The organism is Anaerohalosphaera lusitana (genome assembly GCF_002007645.1).
In the GTDB taxonomy this organism is placed as follows: Bacteria; Planctomycetota; Phycisphaerae; order Sedimentisphaerales; family Anaerohalosphaeraceae; genus Anaerohalosphaera; species Anaerohalosphaera lusitana.
Genome location: NZ_CP019791.1, coordinates 2,126,854 through 2,147,103 on the forward strand (window position 1 = coordinate 2,126,854; position 20,250 = coordinate 2,147,103).

At 50.8% G+C, this 20,250-nt stretch carries 17 protein-coding genes, 1 tRNA gene and 1 pseudogene; 15 read left to right on the top strand and 4 right to left on the bottom strand.

What is annotated here, in order from left to right:
- Positions 1 to 18: 18 nt before the first annotated feature.
- The 3 genes from STSP2_RS08730 to STSP2_RS08740 all read right to left on the bottom strand — a co-directional run bounded on the left by STSP2_RS08730 (position 19) and on the right by STSP2_RS08740 (position 1,663).
- Positions 19 to 876, bottom strand: coding sequence for a P-loop NTPase (locus tag STSP2_RS08730; RefSeq protein ID WP_146661830.1), 858 nt, complete (start codon positions 874 to 876; stop codon positions 19 to 21).
- 19 nt (positions 877 to 895) lie between these two features.
- Complete coding sequence (locus STSP2_RS08735) at positions 896 to 1,222, bottom strand: NifB/NifX family molybdenum-iron cluster-binding protein (RefSeq protein ID WP_146661832.1); 327 nt, start codon at positions 1,220 to 1,222, stop codon at positions 896 to 898.
- Between the two features lie 117 nt (positions 1,223 to 1,339).
- Complete coding sequence (locus tag STSP2_RS08740) at positions 1,340 to 1,663, bottom strand: DUF5320 domain-containing protein (RefSeq protein ID WP_146661834.1); 324 nt, start codon at positions 1,661 to 1,663, stop codon at positions 1,340 to 1,342.
- 692 nt (positions 1,664 to 2,355) lie between these two features.
- Here STSP2_RS08740 and STSP2_RS08745 point away from each other — a divergent pair.
- The 9 genes from STSP2_RS08745 (at position 2,356) to STSP2_RS17490 (ending at position 12,400) form a co-directional block, all read left to right on the top strand.
- Positions 2,356 to 3,123 carry a nitroreductase family protein gene (locus STSP2_RS08745; RefSeq protein ID WP_169853093.1) on the top strand — a complete coding sequence of 256 codons (768 nt, stop codon included), beginning with the start codon at positions 2,356 to 2,358 and terminating at the stop codon, positions 3,121 to 3,123.
- A 5-nt stretch (positions 3,124 to 3,128) separates the two neighbouring features.
- Complete coding sequence (locus tag STSP2_RS08750; RefSeq protein ID WP_146661837.1) at positions 3,129 to 4,271, top strand: polysaccharide pyruvyl transferase family protein; 1,143 nt, start codon at positions 3,129 to 3,131, stop codon at positions 4,269 to 4,271.
- A 149-nt stretch (positions 4,272 to 4,420) separates the two neighbouring features.
- Complete coding sequence (locus tag STSP2_RS08755; protein WP_146661839.1) at positions 4,421 to 5,278, top strand: glycosyltransferase family 2 protein; 858 nt, start codon at positions 4,421 to 4,423, stop codon at positions 5,276 to 5,278.
- A gap of 4 nt (positions 5,279 to 5,282) precedes the next feature.
- Positions 5,283 to 7,466 carry an ABC transporter transmembrane domain-containing protein gene (locus STSP2_RS08760; RefSeq protein WP_146661841.1) on the top strand — a complete coding sequence of 728 codons (2,184 nt, stop codon included), beginning with the start codon at positions 5,283 to 5,285 and terminating at the stop codon, positions 7,464 to 7,466.
- A 119-nt stretch (positions 7,467 to 7,585) separates the two neighbouring features.
- Positions 7,586 to 7,658 (top strand) — tRNA-Lys (locus STSP2_RS08765).
- A gap of 182 nt (positions 7,659 to 7,840) precedes the next feature.
- The gene (locus STSP2_RS08770) at positions 7,841 to 8,926 is read left to right on the top strand and encodes a phosphotransacetylase family protein (protein ID WP_169853094.1); all 1,086 of its coding nucleotides are present in this window, start codon (positions 7,841 to 7,843) and stop codon (positions 8,924 to 8,926) included.
- A gap of 48 nt (positions 8,927 to 8,974) precedes the next feature.
- Positions 8,975 to 9,862 carry a bifunctional methylenetetrahydrofolate dehydrogenase/methenyltetrahydrofolate cyclohydrolase FolD gene (gene folD / locus STSP2_RS08775; RefSeq protein ID WP_146661846.1) on the top strand — a complete coding sequence of 296 codons (888 nt, stop codon included), beginning with the start codon at positions 8,975 to 8,977 and terminating at the stop codon, positions 9,860 to 9,862.
- A gap of 227 nt (positions 9,863 to 10,089) precedes the next feature.
- Entirely contained in the window at positions 10,090 to 10,488 is a 399-nt protein-coding gene (locus tag STSP2_RS08780) for a hypothetical protein (protein WP_146661848.1), read from the top strand.
- Between the two features lie 247 nt (positions 10,489 to 10,735).
- Positions 10,736 to 12,400: an MFS transporter gene (locus STSP2_RS17490; RefSeq protein ID WP_205847849.1), complete on the top strand. Its 1,665-nt coding sequence runs from the start codon at positions 10,736 to 10,738 to the stop codon at positions 12,398 to 12,400.
- Between the two features lie 314 nt (positions 12,401 to 12,714).
- Here the strand turns inward: STSP2_RS17490 and sppA are convergent, their stop codons facing one another.
- Positions 12,715 to 13,791, bottom strand: coding sequence for a signal peptide peptidase SppA (gene sppA / locus STSP2_RS08790; RefSeq protein ID WP_146661850.1), 1,077 nt, complete (start codon positions 13,789 to 13,791; stop codon positions 12,715 to 12,717).
- A 214-nt stretch (positions 13,792 to 14,005) separates the two neighbouring features.
- Between sppA and STSP2_RS08795 the strand changes: the two genes are divergently transcribed.
- The 6 genes and pseudogenes from STSP2_RS08795 (at position 14,006) to STSP2_RS08820 (ending at position 20,250) form a co-directional block, all read left to right on the top strand.
- A complete protein-coding gene (locus tag STSP2_RS08795; RefSeq protein WP_146661852.1) occupies positions 14,006 to 15,316 on the top strand; it encodes a leucine-rich repeat domain-containing protein in 1,311 nt (436 codons plus the stop codon).
- A 50-nt stretch (positions 15,317 to 15,366) separates the two neighbouring features.
- A pseudogene (locus tag STSP2_RS08800) lies at positions 15,367 to 16,448 on the top strand (IS3 family transposase); the annotation flags it as partial.
- Positions 16,449 to 16,701: 253 nt separating this feature from the next.
- Complete coding sequence (locus STSP2_RS08805) at positions 16,702 to 17,019, top strand: PEP-CTERM sorting domain-containing protein (RefSeq protein WP_146661854.1); 318 nt, start codon at positions 16,702 to 16,704, stop codon at positions 17,017 to 17,019.
- A 105-nt stretch (positions 17,020 to 17,124) separates the two neighbouring features.
- The gene (locus tag STSP2_RS08810) at positions 17,125 to 18,087 is read left to right on the top strand and encodes a lysophospholipid acyltransferase family protein (protein ID WP_146661855.1); all 963 of its coding nucleotides are present in this window, start codon (positions 17,125 to 17,127) and stop codon (positions 18,085 to 18,087) included.
- Positions 18,088 to 18,224: 137 nt separating this feature from the next.
- Positions 18,225 to 18,758: an RNA polymerase sigma factor gene (locus tag STSP2_RS08815; RefSeq protein ID WP_146661857.1), complete on the top strand. Its 534-nt coding sequence runs from the start codon at positions 18,225 to 18,227 to the stop codon at positions 18,756 to 18,758.
- Positions 18,751 to 20,250, top strand: coding sequence for a hypothetical protein (locus STSP2_RS08820; RefSeq protein ID WP_146661859.1), 1,500 nt, complete (start codon positions 18,751 to 18,753; stop codon positions 20,248 to 20,250). The genes STSP2_RS08815 and STSP2_RS08820 overlap by 8 nt, the downstream gene beginning before the upstream one ends.

The following is a 20,250-nucleotide window of genomic DNA, read 5'->3' on the forward strand; positions in this document are numbered from 1 at the left end:
GATCACCATCTTGGCCCCTCACACCATGTGTTCCAGCACCCGATCCAGAATCCGTCCAAATACCTTTCCATAGGTCGGCAGCGAATCCACGATCATCTCACCGCGCGAGTACGCCTCGGCAATCTTCCGGTCATATTCTATCCTGCCCAGCACCTCCAGTTCCTGCTCATCGACGTATTCGTCCAACGGCACGTATTCGCCGTAAGCGTTGTTGATCACAAGTCCGCAATCAAGCCTCAGCGCCCTGCACATATCAACCGCCAGCCGCAGGTCATTCAGTCCGAACGGCGTGGGCTCAGTAACAAGGATCACGTAATCCGCTCCCCGTACCGCGGCGATCACGGGGCAGCTTGTTCCCGGCGGGGCATCCACAAACCGCAACTCAGCATCAGTGTCCCCAGCAAGCACCTCATGTATCAGAGAAGGCGTCCGCACGCTGCCCAGTTTCAGCAGCCCGCCTGCAAAACGCAGCTTGCCAGCCGACCCGTGCGAGACGGTCCCGATCTCCATTTTCTTTGCGGTTATCGCACCCGTCGGGCATATCCGCATGCATCCGCCGCAGCTATGGCACATGTTTTCGAAAGTGATCACGTTCTGCCCGCCCAGATGCGCTATCGCCGAATACTGACAAAGCCGGCCGCATTTGCCGCATCCGCTGCATTTGCTTATGTCCACTTGCGGTACATCCACGTGTACTGTTTTGCTGGCCTCTATTGCGGGTTTTAGGAATATGCCGCCGTTGGGCTCCTCGACATCGCAGTCCAGATACGCGGATTTGAACCGGTCCGCCGCCGTCCACGCCAGATTCGTCGAAACCGTCGTCTTGCCCGTACCGCCTTTGCCGCTGGCTATCGCGATCGTCTTAGCTGTCTTCATGGTCGTTCCCTCATGCGTTTTAGATCGCCTTCAGACTGCCTTCATTATACGCCTGCACTGCTTGTTCGACCGTTCCATTTAGGCCGGTGTATATCTTGACGTCGCCGGACTGAAGCGTCTGCATGGCTTTGGGCCCGCATTCGCCCGTCAGTACGGCCGAGGCGTCGCCGTCTATCACGGTCTTGCCGGCGCTTATGCCTGCGCCCTGTGCGGCGTTCATGCTCGTATTCTCGACCGCCGAAAACTCCATCGTCGCCGGATCGATGAAAATGAAATACGCACACCGACCGAAACGCGGATCGACTTCGCTTTGCAGGTCCGAACCTTTGCTCGTTACACATATCATCTGGTATCCCCTAACTGATGTTTGCATACTACCGAGCCGTACCCCCCGAAAGGGGGCCAATCGCGGGAGCTGGGTGTTCTGTGCCTGGCTCCTTTCGGGATCGTCGGCTCGAAAAGACTATTTCTCTTCTTTCATGGACTTGATTCGCGACTCGAGGTCGTTCAGCGACTCGCGAAGACCTTGCGCCTGGGCTTCCAGGTCCGTGAGGTTCTCGCTGGCCGGCTCATAATTCTCGGGGTTATCGACCGGTGCGCCGCCGAAACCCCAGCCTCCGCCGGCCCAGTTGCGAAAACCTCTGCCAAAACCTCGTCCGCGTCCCGGGCCTCGACCGAAATAACCCCGACGTGGGGCCCTCCCGTAAGCATCGCCGCTGCACGGGCCCATTCCTCGACCAGTCAGCGGTCCTGCACCGTTTGGTCCTGTTCCGTCTCTAAAAGGCATAATGCCCTCCTTTCTGTGAGAAAACCCTAAATCTGACTATCAAACTTCCAACATCATATATTATGAGCATATGCCCATTACGGTTCAATGGTTTTCTCATTTTTTTCGCAAAATATTGATTTGCCGTTCCTCCCGCCGCCCCGATGCAAAGCCCCGCCGATCCCCCGATTGACCCAACGAGAATCGAGGCTATAGTTTAAGCACGCGTTAAGATGACGCGGACTCGAACGAAAACACGAACGACACCCTGGAAATTGAGAAAACGCGAGCATCTTTTCCATAAAAGGCCCCGGCGAGAAAACTCCCGGGGCTTTTGAACTTCATGTGTCACAAATCCACTTAAGTTTTCCCGCTTAGAAACTCCTTGATACTTGCGCCTCGACCTATATAATTTCGGCAGTGTATTTTCCCCTCTTTCTAACTGGACGCGGCTATAGGGTGTATCGTGGTTTGTCTTTTGGAATTCAGGATATAAGAGCATGAAACGATTTATGCGTGGCATTAAATGCCGTCTAAGGCTTACACGTTGCTATTTGTACGATTTAGCGAGATTCAAGAGGCACTCGGGTCTGCTTAACTCGTGCCATGACAGAGTCTTGGCGGACATAACTACAACTTACCATATCATCGAAAAGGGACTTTCGTTCAAGGACTGCAGACCAGGGTTCGGGGTTAAGAAAGTTACAAAACTGATGAATCTGCTTACGGAATTTGAACGTACCGGTGGTGACACCTCCCGTTCGCAATACAAGGCGGCATGCAATGTATTGAAAGCCTATGTCGGTTCGGGGCAAATACAGTCTTCAGATGACACACAGCTTCTTGTAGCTGATATTAAATCATTTCTTGAAGGAAAACCTACTGATAATTGTCGGTTTTTTGCGGGTGGCGTAAGGATTCTCTCTAAAACTGACTGCATTGAGGCAAGCAGGGGTGACTTTCGTAAGCTGTCTCAAAACAGATATTCCATTAGGACCTTCGCCGGCGGCAACGTGCCAATGTCTAAAATTTATGATGCAGTCGAAATGGCGCAGAAGAGTCCTTCAACATGCAACCGGCAGACAAGTCGTGTATATGTGTACTCGAAAAAGAACACAATAAACGAAATACTGGCTATTCATAAGGGCACACGCGGCTTTACGGAGCAAATTGACAAATTTATACTGGTTGCTGGTGATCAAAAATGCTGTTTGGGAGTTGGCGACCGCAATCAGGTGTATGTAGATTGCGGTATCTTTGCGATGAGTCTGCTGTACGGTTTGCAGTACAACCGGTTGGGCGCCTGTATTTTGCACTGGAACGTAACGCCTAAAAAAGACCTTCAGCTTCGGAAAGTTGCCGGTGTTGCCGACAATCACACAGTTGTGTGTATGATAGCTGTCGGCAGACTCGCTGAAGAGTTTAAGGTTCCTGTTTCCCAGAGACGAAATCTGAAATCGATTTGTTTTGCTATGGATTAGAGGACATGAAAAAAGTCATGGTAATTACGTTTCATTCTGTGCCGAATTATGGCGCGGTACTTCAGGCTTATGCTCTGTGCAATGTGCTGCGTCAAATTGGATTCGATGTGCATCTAATTGACTATCAACCAAAGTCTATCAGCAAGGGGGACAGTGACTCGCCGCTGCACAAAAAATTCGCGGATTTCAGAAAAAAGCACCTCCCCCTTACACCCCAGGTGTTTACAAATTTAAACCAGCTTAATGGCGTCGATGCAGATGTACTGGTGTGCGGCAGTGACCAGATATGGAACTTTGCAAAAAGTAAGGCCAGAAAAAATATGGATGCGTTCTTGTTGAATTTCGGTCCTGACTCGGCTATTAGGATTTCATATGCCGCCAGTACGGGCGGAGTCGGTTTTCCCAAGGAATACCATGACAAAATCAGTGAGTGCCTTGCATCATTTCAAAATATTTCCGTGCGCGAGAGAACTTCTTTGAAGGATGTCGGAGAAGTTACAGATAAATCGATAGACATTACCGTTGACCCAACCGTTCTCTGTGACGACTACCCGGAAGCGGATATAACATGCTATGAACTTCCTGAAAAGTATATAGTCACCTATTGTCTTCAGGCGAGCCCTGTCTTTCTAGACGCTGTTCACCGTGTAAAGACCTTGTACAACTTGCCGGTTGTTAACATTGGAGACACGGCAGCAGGTTTGGCGGATAAAAGTCTCACGAGTCTGGGGCCTGATGAATGGATATGTTTGCTTAGACAGTCTGAGTGCGTCGTCACGAACTCTTTTCATGGAACTGTTTTTTCTATTAAGGTGAAGAAAAATTTTCTGAGTGTTCCGCTGCTGCGGAAAAAGAAGAATAAAATTTACGGCTTACAGGAGAAGCTTTACCGAAAAGGCTACAGAAAAGCCTGGTGCTTGCCGGGTAATAGCATAATGCGAAACAGGCTTTTTGCAAACTGGTCATCCAAAAATGACCGTATATCCAGTTTTCTTCGCCTCTCGGGGCTAAACTCCCGACTTTATGACTATCCCGACAGTATTGATTTTGTTGGCCGGCCAATTGATTATGACAATGTAATGCAGAAGATCAAATATGAAAAAGATGAATCAATACGGTTTCTACATAAAGTTTTGAAAGGAAATTAGCAGTAGCCGGTCTCTTGTGCCGGATAGTTGCTGTTCGGGGGGCGATTCTATCATCACCAGATTGAGCCTGTAAGTAAACTGTCAGTGCTATAATGGAGGCGGGCTCACCAACACATCCTGCTTTGAACCGGTTTACAAGGAGAATTTAGTTGCCAAAAATAAGTGTTTGTATACCAACATATAACCGCAGGGATTACATCTGTGAGACCATCGAAAGTATCCTTGATCAGACCTATAAGGATTACGAGATCGTGGTCGTAGACGATGGCTCGACCGATGACACAAAGCAGGTGCTCGATGAAAAGGGTTATCCCGTTCGCTACCATTACCAGCAAAACTGCGGCGATGCTGCCGCGCGAAATACTCTCATTGACCTCGCTGATGGTGAATACATAGCCTTTCTAGATTCCGACGATCTGTACTATCCGGATACACTGGAACGAATGATCGCCGCCGCCGAGACCGAAAAGGATGACGTCATCGTTTACGGTCCCTACATGCGGATTGACGAGAACGGTGGTGAAATCAGCAGATGTAAACGCAAACTCCACAGCGGCTGGATCACGGACAAACTTTTCCAGGATATACTCATCCACTCGTGCGGCTCGATGTTCCCCGCACACATACTTAAGGGCCGAAAACAGTTTGACACTTCGCTCAGAGTATGTTCTGATTACGCACTCTGGCTCGAACTCTCGCTTGATTACAGGTTTATCGCTCTCAACGAGCCTACTTTCAATCGCCGGCGGCATTCGGGCAATCTCTCCGAGATAAGTGTTGATAATCGCCTCACAGAGCTCGAGGTCCTGAAACGCTTCTATTACGAGCTAGGCGGTAAGGAAAGAATAAATAAAACCGATGCGATGCGAAGGCTGAGTCGCGAAACATACCGGGTCGCCAAAAGCGCCCGCGCGGAAGGTAAGCCCGATCTCGCGAAAAAATATTTTAAGGAATCATTCAGGCTCAAACCGAACATGAAATCGTTCTGGCACTGCCTGAGAGGATAATAAGTTGTCAAACATAAAAGATCGAAATCAGGACAAGGACCTCGGTGCTTTTCTTCGCATTCTCGGATACGTCTGGCCGCAGTGGCCGCGACTGATCGGTGTTTTTGTATCAGCCGTCATCATCGGACTGCTCTTTTCGCTTAGCTTCATGACCATTGGCCCGCTGCTCAAGGTCATGATGGGCGAAGAAGGTCTCCACGGCTGGGTCGACCGTAATATCTGCGACTGGCGCTACGGCATGGAATTCTACGTTCCCGAGGTAAGCGACTTTAGGACCGGCGATGACGACTTCCGCACCTTCGTACAGATTACTGCAGTTGCCGAAGACGAACCCGCCGCCGGCGCGGGCCTCCAGCCGGCCGACAGGATCATAGGCTTCGGCTCGCAAATGCCTTCCGGCCAGCAAGCCGATGTGCCTTCGCGCAAGCTCCTCGAAGAAATGGCCACCATCGAGCAGGGTGATTCCGTGCCGATCGCGATCAAACGTACCGACTCCAGAGGCAATACGAATATACAGCGGCTGACGATCAACGCGCCGCCGAAGAAATCTTATTACAACTGGATCCAGGACACTGTAAGCGTCATACCCCGCGACGAAACCGCCTCAGACAAAGTCAAAGCCGTCACTTTCATAATCCTTGCAATGGTCGTCATTACCATCGCCCGCTGCATAGCCCGATTTTTCCAGACATATCTTGCCTCCGCAATCACTGAAACGGCTACTGCTCACGCACGATACGACTGCTTCACACACATTCTCGACATGCCGGTCGGGTACTTCTCCAGCGAGGGCACCAGTGACACCGTCAGCCGACTAATCGGCGACACGGCCAAGGCCGGAAAGGGTATTAAAGTTCTCCTCGGCAAGGCCCTCCGCGAACCCATGAAAGCCGCGGGGCTGCTGGCCGGTGCCATGCTCATATCGGTAAAGCTAACCTTGATCTTCGCCTGTGCCGCACCCGCAGCCGTCGCCCTGATGGGCCTGCTCGGCCACAGGGTCAGAAAGGCCACCCGCAAATCTCTCCAGAGCAGCGCAAGAATGCTCGGCAGGGCGGGCGAGGTCATCGCAGCCCTTCGCGTGGTGAAGGTCTATAACAGCCAGGATCGCGAAAAGAAAAATTTCGAAGGTCTGAACAACCGCTTCCTCCGTCAGACTCTTCGCGTGGCAAAGTCACAGGCCGCGACCAACCCGACAATGGAAGTGCTCGGCATGATCGCAGGCGGTGCGGCCCTGATACTCGGCGTCAGATGGGTCGCTCAGGACAATCTCGAAGCCAGCTCCTTTTTCCTGTTGCTGGTCCTTCTCGGAAGTGCTGCCGAATCGATACGCAAAGTAAGCGATGTCTGGAACAAGATCCAGGGCGCGAACGCTGCCTGCGAAAGGGTTTTTTCGGTCATCGACAGTCCGCTCGAAAAAGAACTGCCTGACGCCAGGGCGCTGCCACCTGTAAGCGACAATGTTGAGTTCAATGACGTATGGTTCACCTACCCCGGCAACGAGGCGCCGACACTGAAGGGCGTGGATCTCAAGGTCCGTGCGGGCCAGACCGTCGCCATCGTCGGTGCCAACGGCTCGGGCAAGACAACGCTCGTCAATCTCCTGCCGCGTTTTTATGAGCTGGACAAGGGTTCCATCATGATCGACGGCCAGGACATCTCACGGGTAAAGCTCGCCAGCCTTCGCGAACAGATCGGCATGGTTACCCAGAACGTCGTCGCGTTCAACGACACCGTCGCATCCAACATCGCTTACGGCAAGCCCGACGCGACGCTTGGAGAAATCATCCAGGCCGCGAAGAGCTCCTACGCCCACGAGTTCATCGAACCGCTCCCCGAAGGCTACGACACGTTCATTGGCGAGAACAATGCCGGCTTTAGCGGCGGACAGCTCCAGCGGATCGTCATCGCACGGGCGATACTCAAGAACCCGCCGATTCTTATACTCGACGAGGCAACCAGCCAGATCGACGCCGACAGCGAAGCCAAGATACACAAGGCAATGGGCAGCCTGATGAAAGACAGAACCTGCTTCGTGATCGCTCACCGCTTCAGCACGGTCGTAGCGGCCGACATGATCGTGGTCATGGAACAGGGCCAGATCGCCGCTCAGGGCACCCACGCCGAGCTGATGGAATCCTGCCGAATATATCGAAACCTCTATGAAAACCAGCTAAACGGAGCTGCGTGATCTCTTTTGCGGCCATGGAAGCAAAATTTAGGCGGGTTTTTCCCGATTTTCCCTTGCTAACGAGGCCTAATTGAGTAAAATTCCTAGCCTACGTCGCTTTGACGATGTCAAAAACCAACGGGTGATTAGCTCAGCTGGCAGAGCAGCTGACTCTTAATCAGCGGGTCGGGGGTTCGAATCCCTCATCACCCATTTGAAATGAGCCCTTCAGGCATTCCCAGCCTGCGGGGCTTTTCTATTGTCCATGCTTATCCCTGCGACTTCTTTTCAGCTCTATCCTTCCTAAACGCCCAAATCGGTATCTTTCCCAGCCGCACGCGCTAACATTGCGTTTTTCGGTGGAAATGTCGCTCCATCTCACTATAATCTCCTCCATGAAACCAATACACATAAGTGCAACGGTACAGGACAGCGGCAAGACTGCCGTTTCGCTCGGACTCATGCAGGTACTCCGTACCCGCGGGCTCGACCCGGGCTACTGCAAGCCGGTCGGCCAGCATTATATCCGCTACGACGACAGCGACATCGACGAGGACGCGGCTCTGGTACACCAGTACTTCAACATGCCCGACAAACCCTGCCACATGAGCCCAATCGCCATCCGCCGTGGCTTTACTCGGGATTTCATCAATAATCCCAACGTTAAGCCCCTCGAAGACGAGATACTCCGGTCCATCGCGGCCATCAACAAAAACCATCCTATGCTGATCGCCGAAGGGACTGGACACGCCGGCGTCGGCTCATGCTTCGGCCTGTCTAACGCCCGCGTCGCTCAGCTCATAGGTGCAGAGGTCCTTATCGTCACAGCAGGCGGCATCGGCAGGCCTATGGACGAGCTCGCTCTCAACCTGGCACTCTTCCAGAAATACGATGTCAATGTCATGGGTGTAGTCCTCAACAAGATCCGCGCAGACAAATACGAAAAAGTCACTGACACCGTTACAAAAGGCCTGAAACTGATGGGCACACGTCTCCTCGGTGCAATGCCGTATGAAAGCTGGCTGGAATCATACACTGTCAAGCAGCTTGCCGACGAGCTGAAATTCGACGTCTACTGCGGCCACGACTGTCTTTCGAATACGATCGAAAACACCGTTATCGCAGCTATGGAACCCGAGCACGTCGTAAAATACATCCAGGACAACACCCTGATAATCACACCCGGCGACCGCATCGACAACATGCTCGTTTCGCTCATGCTCCTCTCAAAGCACGGACCCCATAACGGCGGCATGATCCTCACCGGCGGCTTCGAGCCCCATAAGGAGATCATACCGTTCCTCCAGGAAAGCCACATCCCCGTGCTCATAAGCGACGAAGACACCTTCTCAGTGAGCGCCAAACTTGCGAACATCGGCTTCAAAATCCGCCCGGAAGACGGCCCGAAAATAGACGAAATGCACGAACTCGTGGAAAAATACGTCGAAGTTGACAAAATCCTCGGCTACCTCGAGGAATAGAGACAGACTTAATAAGCAAATTTCTTTTAAGGACAGGGGAATCATTTTATGACAGCACAGATCATTGACGGCAAACAGATCGCCTCACAGATGCGAGAAGAGATCAAAACCAAAGCCGCCGAGCTCACCGAAAAGGGCGTGCAGCCCGGACTCGCGGTAATACTCGTAGGCGAGGACCCGGCCTCGCAGTCTTACGTCCGCGCAAAGGAAAAGGCCTGCGAAAACTGCGGCATCTACAGCAGCGACAACCGCCTCTCAGCCGACACCACTGAAGAAGAACTGCTCGCACTTATCGACAACTTCAACAAGGACCCGAAGATCCACGGCATACTCGTCCAGCTCCCGCTTCCCAAACACATCGACGAAGGCAAGGTCCTGCTCGCCATCGACCCCAACAAGGATGTCGACGGCTTCCACCCCGTCAACGTCGGCAAAATGGTCGTCGGCGAAAAAGCCTTCCTGCCCTGCACACCGCACGGCATCATCCAACTGCTCGTCCGCAGCGGTGTCCAGCTTGAAGGCGCAGAAGTCGTCGTCGTGGGCCGATCCAACATCGTAGGCAAACCCATCGCCAACATGCTCATCCAGAAAAGCGACACTGGCAACGCCACCGTAACCGTCTGCCACACAAGAACTAAGAACATGGCCGACCACATCAAACGCGCCGACATCGTCATCGCAGCAGCAGGCGGACCCAACACCGTAACCGCAGACATGGTCAAAGAAGGCGCAGCCATCATAGACGTCGGCGTAAACCGCGTGCCTGACGACACAAAGAAAAAAGGCTACCGCCTCGTAGGCGACGTAGACTTCGAGTGTGTCAAGGAAAAGGCCGGCTTCATCACCCCCGTCCCAGGCGGCGTGGGCCCGATGACCATCACAATGCTCCTATACAACACAGTGGAATCCGCCCAGCGAGTCGCAGACGCAAAATAGTTTTAAGTTCCTATTAAATAACGACTTAGCAAAACTTACAAAGGGTGCTGGCCCTCAGGGTCGGCACCCTTTTTCTGATGTCCGTGCACTGATTTGAGCCTGATCCCTCATTTGAACCCGAGCACATCAACGCCCCAGAAATAGGGAATTTCCTCATTGCGGATTCCATGTTTGTGGGCAAAATTGAAGTTGTAACATGGTTTTTGTCACTTAAAAGGGAACAGATAATGGCTTACAAAGGGCTCAAAAACAGAGCGATTCAAACTATAGCGTGTCTCTTGCTTCTTGCTGCGGCGGTACTCGTCTCCGGCTGCAATCGATACTGGTATCAGTCCGGCATCAGCTTCGACCAGGCCGTTCAGGACTGGGAGGACTGTGAAGCCGAACTAAGAAAAAGGTCCACTCTCGACAATCGCTGGAGCAGTTATCCCGTCGAGTTCGAAAAGGCCTGCATGAAACAGAAAGGCTACGAATTGCTTCGTGAAGGCAAACTCCCGCTCACAGCTAAGCGACAGGACCCCGAATCCGTCGATCTGGTCAACTTCGGCGTAGCAGGCGAGCTCGACAATGGTGATGCCACACTAGAAGACAGCGATGAACCCGAGGGCGACCTGGACGTCTACTGAGCGTAACATCTGCCATAAAAGAAGGTCTTTAAGCTCTCTGCAGCCCAAAGCCACATACTGAACGCCGGTCCGAGTGAAAATTAGCCAAATCCAGCCATGTTTCCCAATGTTCGCTTTTGTTCTTTTCTTACCGCCTGCCGCCCATTTTTTTCAGAATCCGATTCAAATAACCCGACCATTTTACTATAACTGTATTGTTATAGAATCACTTAATCATATCGGAGTATGCTTTAGGAAGGGAATCAAAGTGGCCGAAAATTCCAGTGCAGCCCGCGTATCCAGTTCATACAATAACAAACCCACGGAAGAGCCGAAAGTGGTCCCAAGACATCTATTGGCGCCTTTCATACTGGTAACCCTGTTGTTTGCTCTTTGGGGTTTCGCAAATGACATTACCAACCCACTGGTAAAAGCATTTAAAGATGTATTTGTAATCAGTAATACTCAAAGTAGTTTTGTGCAGATGGCTTTTTATGGGGGCTATGCAACTATGGCTCTGCCGGCTGCTCTTTTCATTCGGAGGTTCAGCTATAAGTCGGGTATAATCGTCGGATTGGCACTTTATGCGACTGGTGCACTTCTTTCTATACCTGCGGCTTCAATGGTTAATTTCAACCTCTTTCTGGTTGCACTCTATGTGTTAACATTTGGACTCGCCTTTCTTGAGACCACGGCTAATCCTTATATTCTTTCAATGGGACCGGAAAAGACTGCTACCCAAAGATTAAATCTGGCACAAGCCTTCAATCCGATAGGCTCATTGACGGGAATGACAGTGGCTATACTTGCAATTCTTGGCAGTTTGCAGGTGCAGGATTTCAGAGATGATGTTTCGCAGTGGAGAGCTGAAAGAGCGGCCCAGTTCCGCAGTCAGGATCAGGCAACGGCGAATAGCGGGGCATTGGTGGATTCCATAATGGAGCTGCTAAATTTGGATCAGGATGATGGAAAGCCTGTTGATCCGAAGCTCGAAGAATATCTTGATAATTTGGAAGCCGACAGGAATAAACCATTGGACTCAGAACTGGCTGCCAAACTCCAGCTTGGTGAAATTGACATAGATCCTGAAGCTGCATCGCTGGCTGATATCAGATATGACAGCGTTTTAACAAAAGCCTTAAAGGCTTACAAGACCGGAGAGATTGAAACTTTCCGTGGAAAGCCGCACAAAAAAATGCAGGTTCAAGATCTAAAAGTTGTCAGAGCGCCTTATGTTGCTATCGGTCTACTGGTTCTGGTTGTCTTGATGGTTTTTGCCTTTATGAAGATGCCGAAGACTGGTGGACATCATAAGAGATTGCATCTGAAAGAAACTTTCGGTTCGCTACTTCGCAATAAACAATACCTTGAAGGGGTTGTTGCTCAAACGTTTTACGTAGGCGCTCAGATCATGTGCTGGACGTTTATAATTCATTACGCTACGGATCTCTTGGGATTCACGTTCGCAAAAGCTCAAGCATACAACATCATTGCAATGATAATTTTCTGTTCAAGTCGTTTTATCTGCACCTTTCTGCTCAAATTTTTCAGTCCGGGCCGTCTTCTTATGACGCTCTCGATCGGGGCGATGGGCCTAACGCTAGGGGCTATCTTTCTTTCGGGCATGATCGGTTTGTATTGTTTGGTGGGAATTTCAGCATGTATGTCTCTCATGTTCCCGACCATTTACGGCATAGCTCTGGAAGGTATGGGCGACGAAGCAAAAATCGCATCTGCAGGATTGATTTTTGCCATCGTTGGCGGAGCTCTTATGCCGCCACTGCAAGGCAGAGTCATAGACCTGGGAATGGTCGGGGGTCTGGAAGCTGTTCGTGCCTCATTTTTTGTTCCGTTTGTTAGCTTTGTAGTGATTGCATTGTATGGCTTGCGTACATGGAAATTGCATCAGGCACCAACATTAGAAAAGGTCTAGTGAACTTTTCGGAAGCACCTCGATTTTAATCAAGTTCGATCGACACAAAAAAAGCCTCCCGCTAATGGGAGGCTTTTTATTTATGTCGACTGTAATACTCTACCGGTGGTCCTTTTTATGGCACTGGAATATAATGCAAAATACTGCCAATACCACTGCAATCACAAAACCAATAGCAACCAGCAAGTCAGTGTCCATTTTCGTTGACCCCGGCAGTATTAATCAAAAAGCCCTATTATCAACTCCAAACTTCTACTTTGTATACGCAGAGACACACGGTCGAGTTTCAAAAAATTTGACTTCAGCCCCGCTTGTCAATTCTGCCCGTCCCAAAGATACATCAGCTTCGGCGTAGTAAGCTCATGCACCATTTCCGGGTCAAGATCCCACGGCGTCTTGTTCGACGCACCCAGCACACTCATAAAAGTGATCGGCCGCTTGTATTCGACAACCCTTGCACCCGAGATCCCCGCCATCTCCTGTGCCTTCTGGATAGCACTGTCAACGTAACCCACCGAATCGACAAGCTTTTTCTCCAACGCCTCCTCAGCGGTATAAATGCTCCCGTCCGCCAGTTCGAGCACCTCTTCCTCGCTCAGTACGTGACTCCGGCCTTCAGCCACCAGACTGACAAACCGCTCATATGAAGGCTTGATCAGCTTTTCCCGCAGATATTCCTTCTGCTCCTCGCTCGGCTGGCTGAACATGCTCGGCCAGTCCTTCTTCTCACCCGATTTTACGACCACCGAATCGACCCCCAGCTTCTGCTCGAGCAGATCCTTAAGCACGAAATGATTCATGATCACCCCGATCGAGCCCGTAATAACCGTCGGCTCCGCCATGATATGATCACACGCCACGGACGTATAATACCCTCCCGACGCCGCCACCGTCTGCATAAACGCGATCACGGGTATATCCTTCTCCGCCTTGAGCTGTCTGATCATATGATATATCTGATCCGAAGACGAAACCGCACCGCCCGGCGTTATCGTCCGCACGATCACCGCCTTGACCGTGTCATCGTTCCGCACAGCATTGATCTTGTTCCTGAACATGTCGCTGGTCTCGGTCGTGATCATACCCTCCAGCCGGACTATCGCGATCTTATTCTGCGCATCTCCTTCCCGCACCAGCTCCTCGCGTACCATCCCGCCCGCCGCGGGCACATACATCACCGAAATCCCGATCACAAGCAGAAACAGAAATATGTTCAGCACGATCGAAACGGTAAACAGCAACCGCCACAGCACGCGCCATCCTGACCGCTTGTCCTTCTGCTCGGGCATCTGAATATAGATCGGCTGAGCAGGATTGGCATGCGGATTCACTGGCGGCTGATCATTGCCATCCTCACGCGGCGGGTTGCCGTTATTGTTGTCGTGTTCCATAGTTAGGGCCTTTACAAATCAAACATTGATCAAGAAAAAACTGCCTCCACTTACATCATATGCGATTTCCCCCGCCCGTAAACACTAAAATCGCCGCATAAGAGATTTATTAGACCTGCCGTACGGGAAATTACTTGAATTGAGTGGGTTAAGCAGATATATTATTGCTTTACGGTTTTGCGTTCATGTGACAATATTTCGGAAAGCAGGTGTGATGATGAAGAATTGCAAGCTATGGTTCCTTCTTGCGTTTGTAGTTGTAGTACTTTTTCTCAGCCGGAGTTACGGCATAACTTTTGAGGAGTGGGCAAGGCAAGAAGGTTTGACGGGTGAGGAAAAGCAAATTGCCGATATATTTAATAGAATGCATTCTCTCGAAGGGCTTGCAGGTAACTACACAGAACTTGAAAGACTGATCCTTATTGGTTCAGTGCCCGGTTTTGAAATAATTGATGTGGGAGATTTTGCAGGTTTGGACAAGCTCAGAAGCTTGTCTTTGGAAAGCTCTGGCGTTGAGAATATAGCTCCATGGGCTTTCGCCGGCGCAGAAAATTTATGGTATTTAAATCTGAGTAAAAATCATAACTTGAAAACATCTGCCAATGCTTTCCAGGGACTATCTCATCTCGAGGATTTGCTGCTTTCTAGTTGCTATATTAATAACATAGCAACAGATGCTTTTTCCGGACTAAAAAGCCTGACAAAGCTGGATCTTCAAAGCAACAAAATTACCGATGTTCATGCACCAAGCTTTCAGGGTTTGCATAACCTGAAACTACTTAACCTTCGTTCTAATGACATTAGGTCAATCGACAATGGTGATTTTGCTGTATTCACCAACTTGCAAGAACTGAACCTTGAGCGTAACCGAATAGGATCAATTGAGAGGGGAGGTTTTAGCGGGCTCAATAATTTACGAATGTTGAAGCTAGCGGAAAATCAGATAAGCTGTCTTAAGTTGGGTAGATTTGAAGGTCTCAGTTCTCTTTTGGAGCTGTCTCTAAGAAAAGGGACCGTCGATGATATAGAACTGGGCGCATTTGCTGGGCTTACAAGTCTTGAAAAGCTCGATCTTCAAAACAATCGGATCGATAAGCTTAATGTTGGGTCATTTGCTGGCCTTGCAAATTTACGCAAACTTGATTTGACATACAATAGCATCGGTTCGCTTAAGGCTGGCCATTTTGCAGGACTTGATAAGCTGGAGGAGCTCCATTTAAGGAACAATGCGATTTGTGAAGTCGGCCCTTATGCATTTACGGGAGCTGAAAGTCTTTTGAATTTGACCATCTCAGGAACCGAGATTGAGCTCGAAAGAGGTGCTTTTGCCGGGCTTGGCAAATTGGAAATACTTCGCATGGGTTTTAATAGGATCGAATCTATGGAGTCCGGCCTTTTGTCACCGCTCGTGTCCTTAAAAAACCTGTTTGTTACAAGTGGGGATGAGATGGGGTTGCTCAATTTCGAGGGTGCCAATTTTGCTGAGCTGGAGTGGCTTGACCCCGAAAAACTGTACCGTTGCTGATTAGAGAGTATCCGTTATAATTTGTTAGTTTTTATGGAAAGGATGCTCTTATGAAACGCAAGAATCACAGTCCCGAACAGATCGTAAAGATGCTCCGTCAGGCGGATGCTGTAATCGGCTCCGGCGGTACGGTCCAGCAGGCCTGCCGTGAGCTGGGCATCAGCGAGGCGACCTACTACAACTGGCGCAAGCAGTACGGCCGCATGAAGCTCGACCAGGTCAAGCAGCTCAAGGCCCTGCAAAAAGAGAACGCTCAGCTCAAAAAGCTCGTTGCCGACCAGGCACTGGACAACGCCATCCTCAAGGAGGCGCTTTCGGGAAATTACTGAGCCCGGCCCGGAGACGCAAATCGGCCAGGCATGTTCAAAAGAGTCTGGCCGTATCCGAGCGTCGGGCATGCAAGGTGATAGGTCAGCCGCGAGCGAGCCAGCGGTATAAACCTCAGCAACAGCCAACGAACACGGCACTGACTAGCAAGATAATCGAGCTGGCAAAGGAACACCAGTGCTACGGCTACAGGTTTATAACGGCCAAGCTTCGTCAGCATGGCTGGCGTGTGAATCACAAACGAGTTCAACGAATATGGCGAAAGGAAGCGTTACAAGTGCATCACAGACGCAAAGGGCGAAAATCGAAAGGCAACAGCGACAACAGCTGCAGCGTGCAAAAGGCCGAGTACAAGGACCATGTCTGGACGTATGATTTCGTCAGCGACCAGAGCGAGGACGGGCGCAGCCTGAAGTTTCTCACGGTGCTCGATGAGTTCACGCGTGAGTCGCTTACGATAGAAGTAGGCAGGTCGATCAAGTCGGGCGATGTGGTTGAAACGCTGGAATACTTGTTTGCGGTCCGAGGCGTGCCTGGATTTATACGCAGCGACAATGGGCCGGAATTTGTGGCCCATGCGATCAAGAAGACGCTCGGCAAAAAGAACGTCGAAACGCTTTATATCGAGAAGGGTCAGCCGTGGGAAAACGGCTTTATAGAATCGTTCAACGGCAAGTTCAGAGATGAGGTGCTCAATCGTGAATTGTTTTACTCGGTTAAGGAAGCGAAAGTGATTGTCGAACAGTGGCGGATGGAATATAATAACCATCGGCCGCACAGCGGGCTGGACTACGCGACCCCGGCCGAGTTCGCCGCCTCGTGCATTGCTTCCGCTTCGCCTACGGCTCAGCTACAGCAATACACGACAGATGAGAAGGATAACTCTCTAACAGAAGCTGGTACATAATTCGGGGGCAGGTCAGGAGCTGTTCAGTTTCCAGGCTGGTTCAATAGAGAAAGCTATTTTAAAGGACATCCGAATAAGTCAGAAAGGTTTCCAATCTCTATTTAGCAATTTCTGTGGTCGCGATTTGGGCGACTATCCAAGTTTGCGAGATATGGATTTCAGTACCACCAATTTCTCTGTTGTTTCAGACTTGTCTCCTCTTCGAAATGTAAAGAGTCTGGAACGCCTCAGCTTTGCGAATTGCGTTGATCTTGATGGCGACGAAGTCGCGGAGCTGGTTGCCAATCTTGATTCGCTAAACTGGCTCGATGTGACCGGGCCCTGGGACAGTTGGAACGCGGATGTGCAGGCCGATCTTCTGGCATGGGACGCGGCCGAGGGCAATGAGCTCGTCGTGCCCGAACCTGCGACATTTGCTCTGCTTGGTCTGGGAGCGATCGCAACCCTCCGCCGCCGCAAGAGGCAATAATGCCTTCCCACTGAATGCTGCTGCCGGCTGCCGGTACGCAGACTGTATCCGAAAATAGCGGGGCTTTTCTTGACAGTCTCGGCTGGGTCGGTAGAATTGCCCGCTATGTCTGCCGAAAAGAGAAAAAAGAGAAAGAAAAAGAAAAAGCATAATCCCGTCTCGGATTATCTCACATATCTTGGGATGCGCCTCGGCGTCGCGATCATGCACTGTTTCCCCGTCGAGAACAACCTGCGATTCGCCAAAAAGCTCGGCAGCCTGATGTGGAAACATTACCATCGCGGCCGCGACCGCGCCCTGACCAACCTCCACGCAAGCTTCCCCGAAAAGGACGAACAGTGGATCCACGCCACCGGCCAGCGCAGCTTCCAGCAGATCGTCATGCTCGTCGTCGACATACTCTTCACGCCCAAACTGGTCCGCAAGGACAACTGGCAGCAGTACTCGCGATTCATCAACGCCGAACGCATCAAGTGGATGATGAAAGAGGAAAAGGGCCTTCTGCTCCTCACCGCCCATTACGGCAACTTCGAGATCATGGGCTACATGATGGGCCTGTTCGGCTTCAACATCTACAGCATCGCCCGCCCCCTCGACAACAAATTCATCAACAACTGGCTCTACGGCATACGCAAACGCAAAGGCCAGAAGATCATCGACAAAAAAGGTGCAAGCGCGATCATGACCCAGGTCGTTGACGAAGGCGCAACCCTCGGATTCATCGCCGACCAGGACGCCGGCAAAAAGGGCGTATTTGTCGACTTCTTCGGCCGAAAGGCCAGCACATACAAAAGCATAGGCCTCATGGCCATACAGTACAACCTCCCCATCGGCGTAGGCTGCTGCCGTCGCGTCGACGACCGCTTCTTCTTCGAGATGGAGGTCCAGCGGATCATCACCCCCGACGAATGGGCCGACAAGGACGACCCGCTCAAATGGGTCACCCAGGAATACAGCAAAGCAATGGAAAATTTCATCCGCAAGGACCCCACCCAATACTGGTGGCTCCACCGCCGCTGGAAACACCGCCCCCGCGAAGAACGCAAAAAAACCGCACGGACCGGCTGATGCTCGGCTCTGCGGGACCGCATACCTAAGTTTCCAATTTCGCTTCCACATCTTGATTGGGACCGATCTTCCTGCTATACTCACCAGCCGTGTTGATTTTGCAAAACAACCATGCTTAGTTGTAGAGTGTATGCTCAATGAGTAACGGCGAACCATGGCCGGCAGATTTGATCGCCAACCAGTACGGCGGCTTCATATACAGGGTGATATGTTCCAGGGTCACTGACCGATCACTGGTCAATGACGTATATCAGGACTTCTATCTCTCGCTGGTCCACAAGCCGGTTCCCCCCGACGTGCGCAAAATGGAAAGCTACCTGTACCGCCGAATTGCCAACCATATCGCCGATACATACCGAAAGATCAAGAGGCACAGGGATTTACTGCAGAATTATTCTGAATTTTTGAAAATTCAAGGCGATGAAGACACCTCCTCAAACGACTACTGTAAGGAGGCCGACCGCGTCCTCAGCAAAGCAAAGAATTGCCTCTCTCAGCGGGAATACGATGCGATCATAATGAAATATAAACAGAGCTGTGCAGTAAAAGACATCGCAAGATCAATGGGCGTCCAGAGAGAATCCGCCAGCCGGTATCTTTACAAAGGACTTCGCAAAATTCGCAAGGCTGTTGAAAACAGCAGCCTTGGTCAGGAGTGTCAGGATGGTTGATAACACCAAACAGCCTTTATGCGACCAGGCCGCTATCTATCTTTACGATTATCTGAGTAAAGATCTATCGGCCGACGTCCCGCCGGAAATGCGCACGCATATCGACAGTTGTCCGTACTGTCAGCAACAGCTCAAATTGCTGAAACAGGCTTGTGCAGCCGACATTGATGAATCTGTCGATGGCTCGCCAAACCCGAAAGCATTGAATGAGATGCTGAGCCTGCATTTTGAATTTGCCGGCCGAGAAGTTCGCTGCCGTGATGCCAAACCATTCCTGCCAAGCCTCGCTGATCACGAGCTCCGTGCCAGAATTGTTACGCCGATCACGGCACATGTCGAGCATTGCCCGCAGTGTCTCGACGATCTCAAAACGATCGCACAACTGAACTTGACCGGCGAACAGTACGGACATCTAAGCCGGTTACTCACAGGCGACGAAAACATTAAGCCGCAATCCTGCAGCGATGTAACAGAGCATATCGAAAACCGTATCTGCGAAGCGGTCCCGTATGCCGGCCTTTTCAACTCCTGCTTCGAGCATAATGAAGTTCCGGCTTCAGATCAGCCCAAGGACGCACTTACCGACCACATCGAGAATTGCCCTGCATGCCTGCAAAAGATGCACGAACTCCATAGCAAGATCGTTGCGATGGCTGATCGGCCCGATTCCGGCATAGTTACCGAGTTGACCATTGAAGACGCTGCAAATGATGAAGATGGGGCCGAGCCTGCTGACGTTTTGCCGGTGCATATCGAGGTAAGAGATGACTCGCAAAACCCCGGCGAAAAGCACTCTCGACAGCATACAGGCAAAACCGCCGCAAAACTGCAGAGGTTCAACCACGGCAAACAGCTAATGAAAGCCGCCGTATTTCTCGGTGCTGTCCTGCTGATAGGCTGGTCGCTGATCAGCGTAAACACCGCCCAGGCCACTGATCTCGAAAAAATAAAACAAGCAATGGCCAAAGCCCGCAATGTGCATATGGCCAAACATCATCCATACACCGAGGAGGTGATTTATGAAAAATGGTACTCTCAGGAGCTTGGTATATACATACTCAAAAATTCTGATGGGACAAAGCTGGTAGACCTTGAAGAAAAGATAAATATAATGATTGATTCGGGTGGGAACATTGAAAAAACGAAGGCCAGCGATGGAGATATCGAAAACGCAAAACGCCAGCTTAGAAATGGCTTTGGATTGGTCCCATTCTCCGAGACTGAAAAGGACAAAAACCTGAATTGGCAGCAAATCTCAAGTGACGAACGTACAAAAACTTATGCACGCAAATACAAAAAAGAGCAATACAGCGGCCCGCCGGTTCCATACGAAAGCAAGTTTGTTGTCGAAGCTGATACCTTGTTCCCAATTCGGTACGAATCATACAGCAAAACACGACTTGATCGCACAATGTCACTGAAAACTCTCATTACTGCTGAGCAGATCAGTACGGAGCAAATGCAAAAAGTTATAGACGACATATGTCTATGA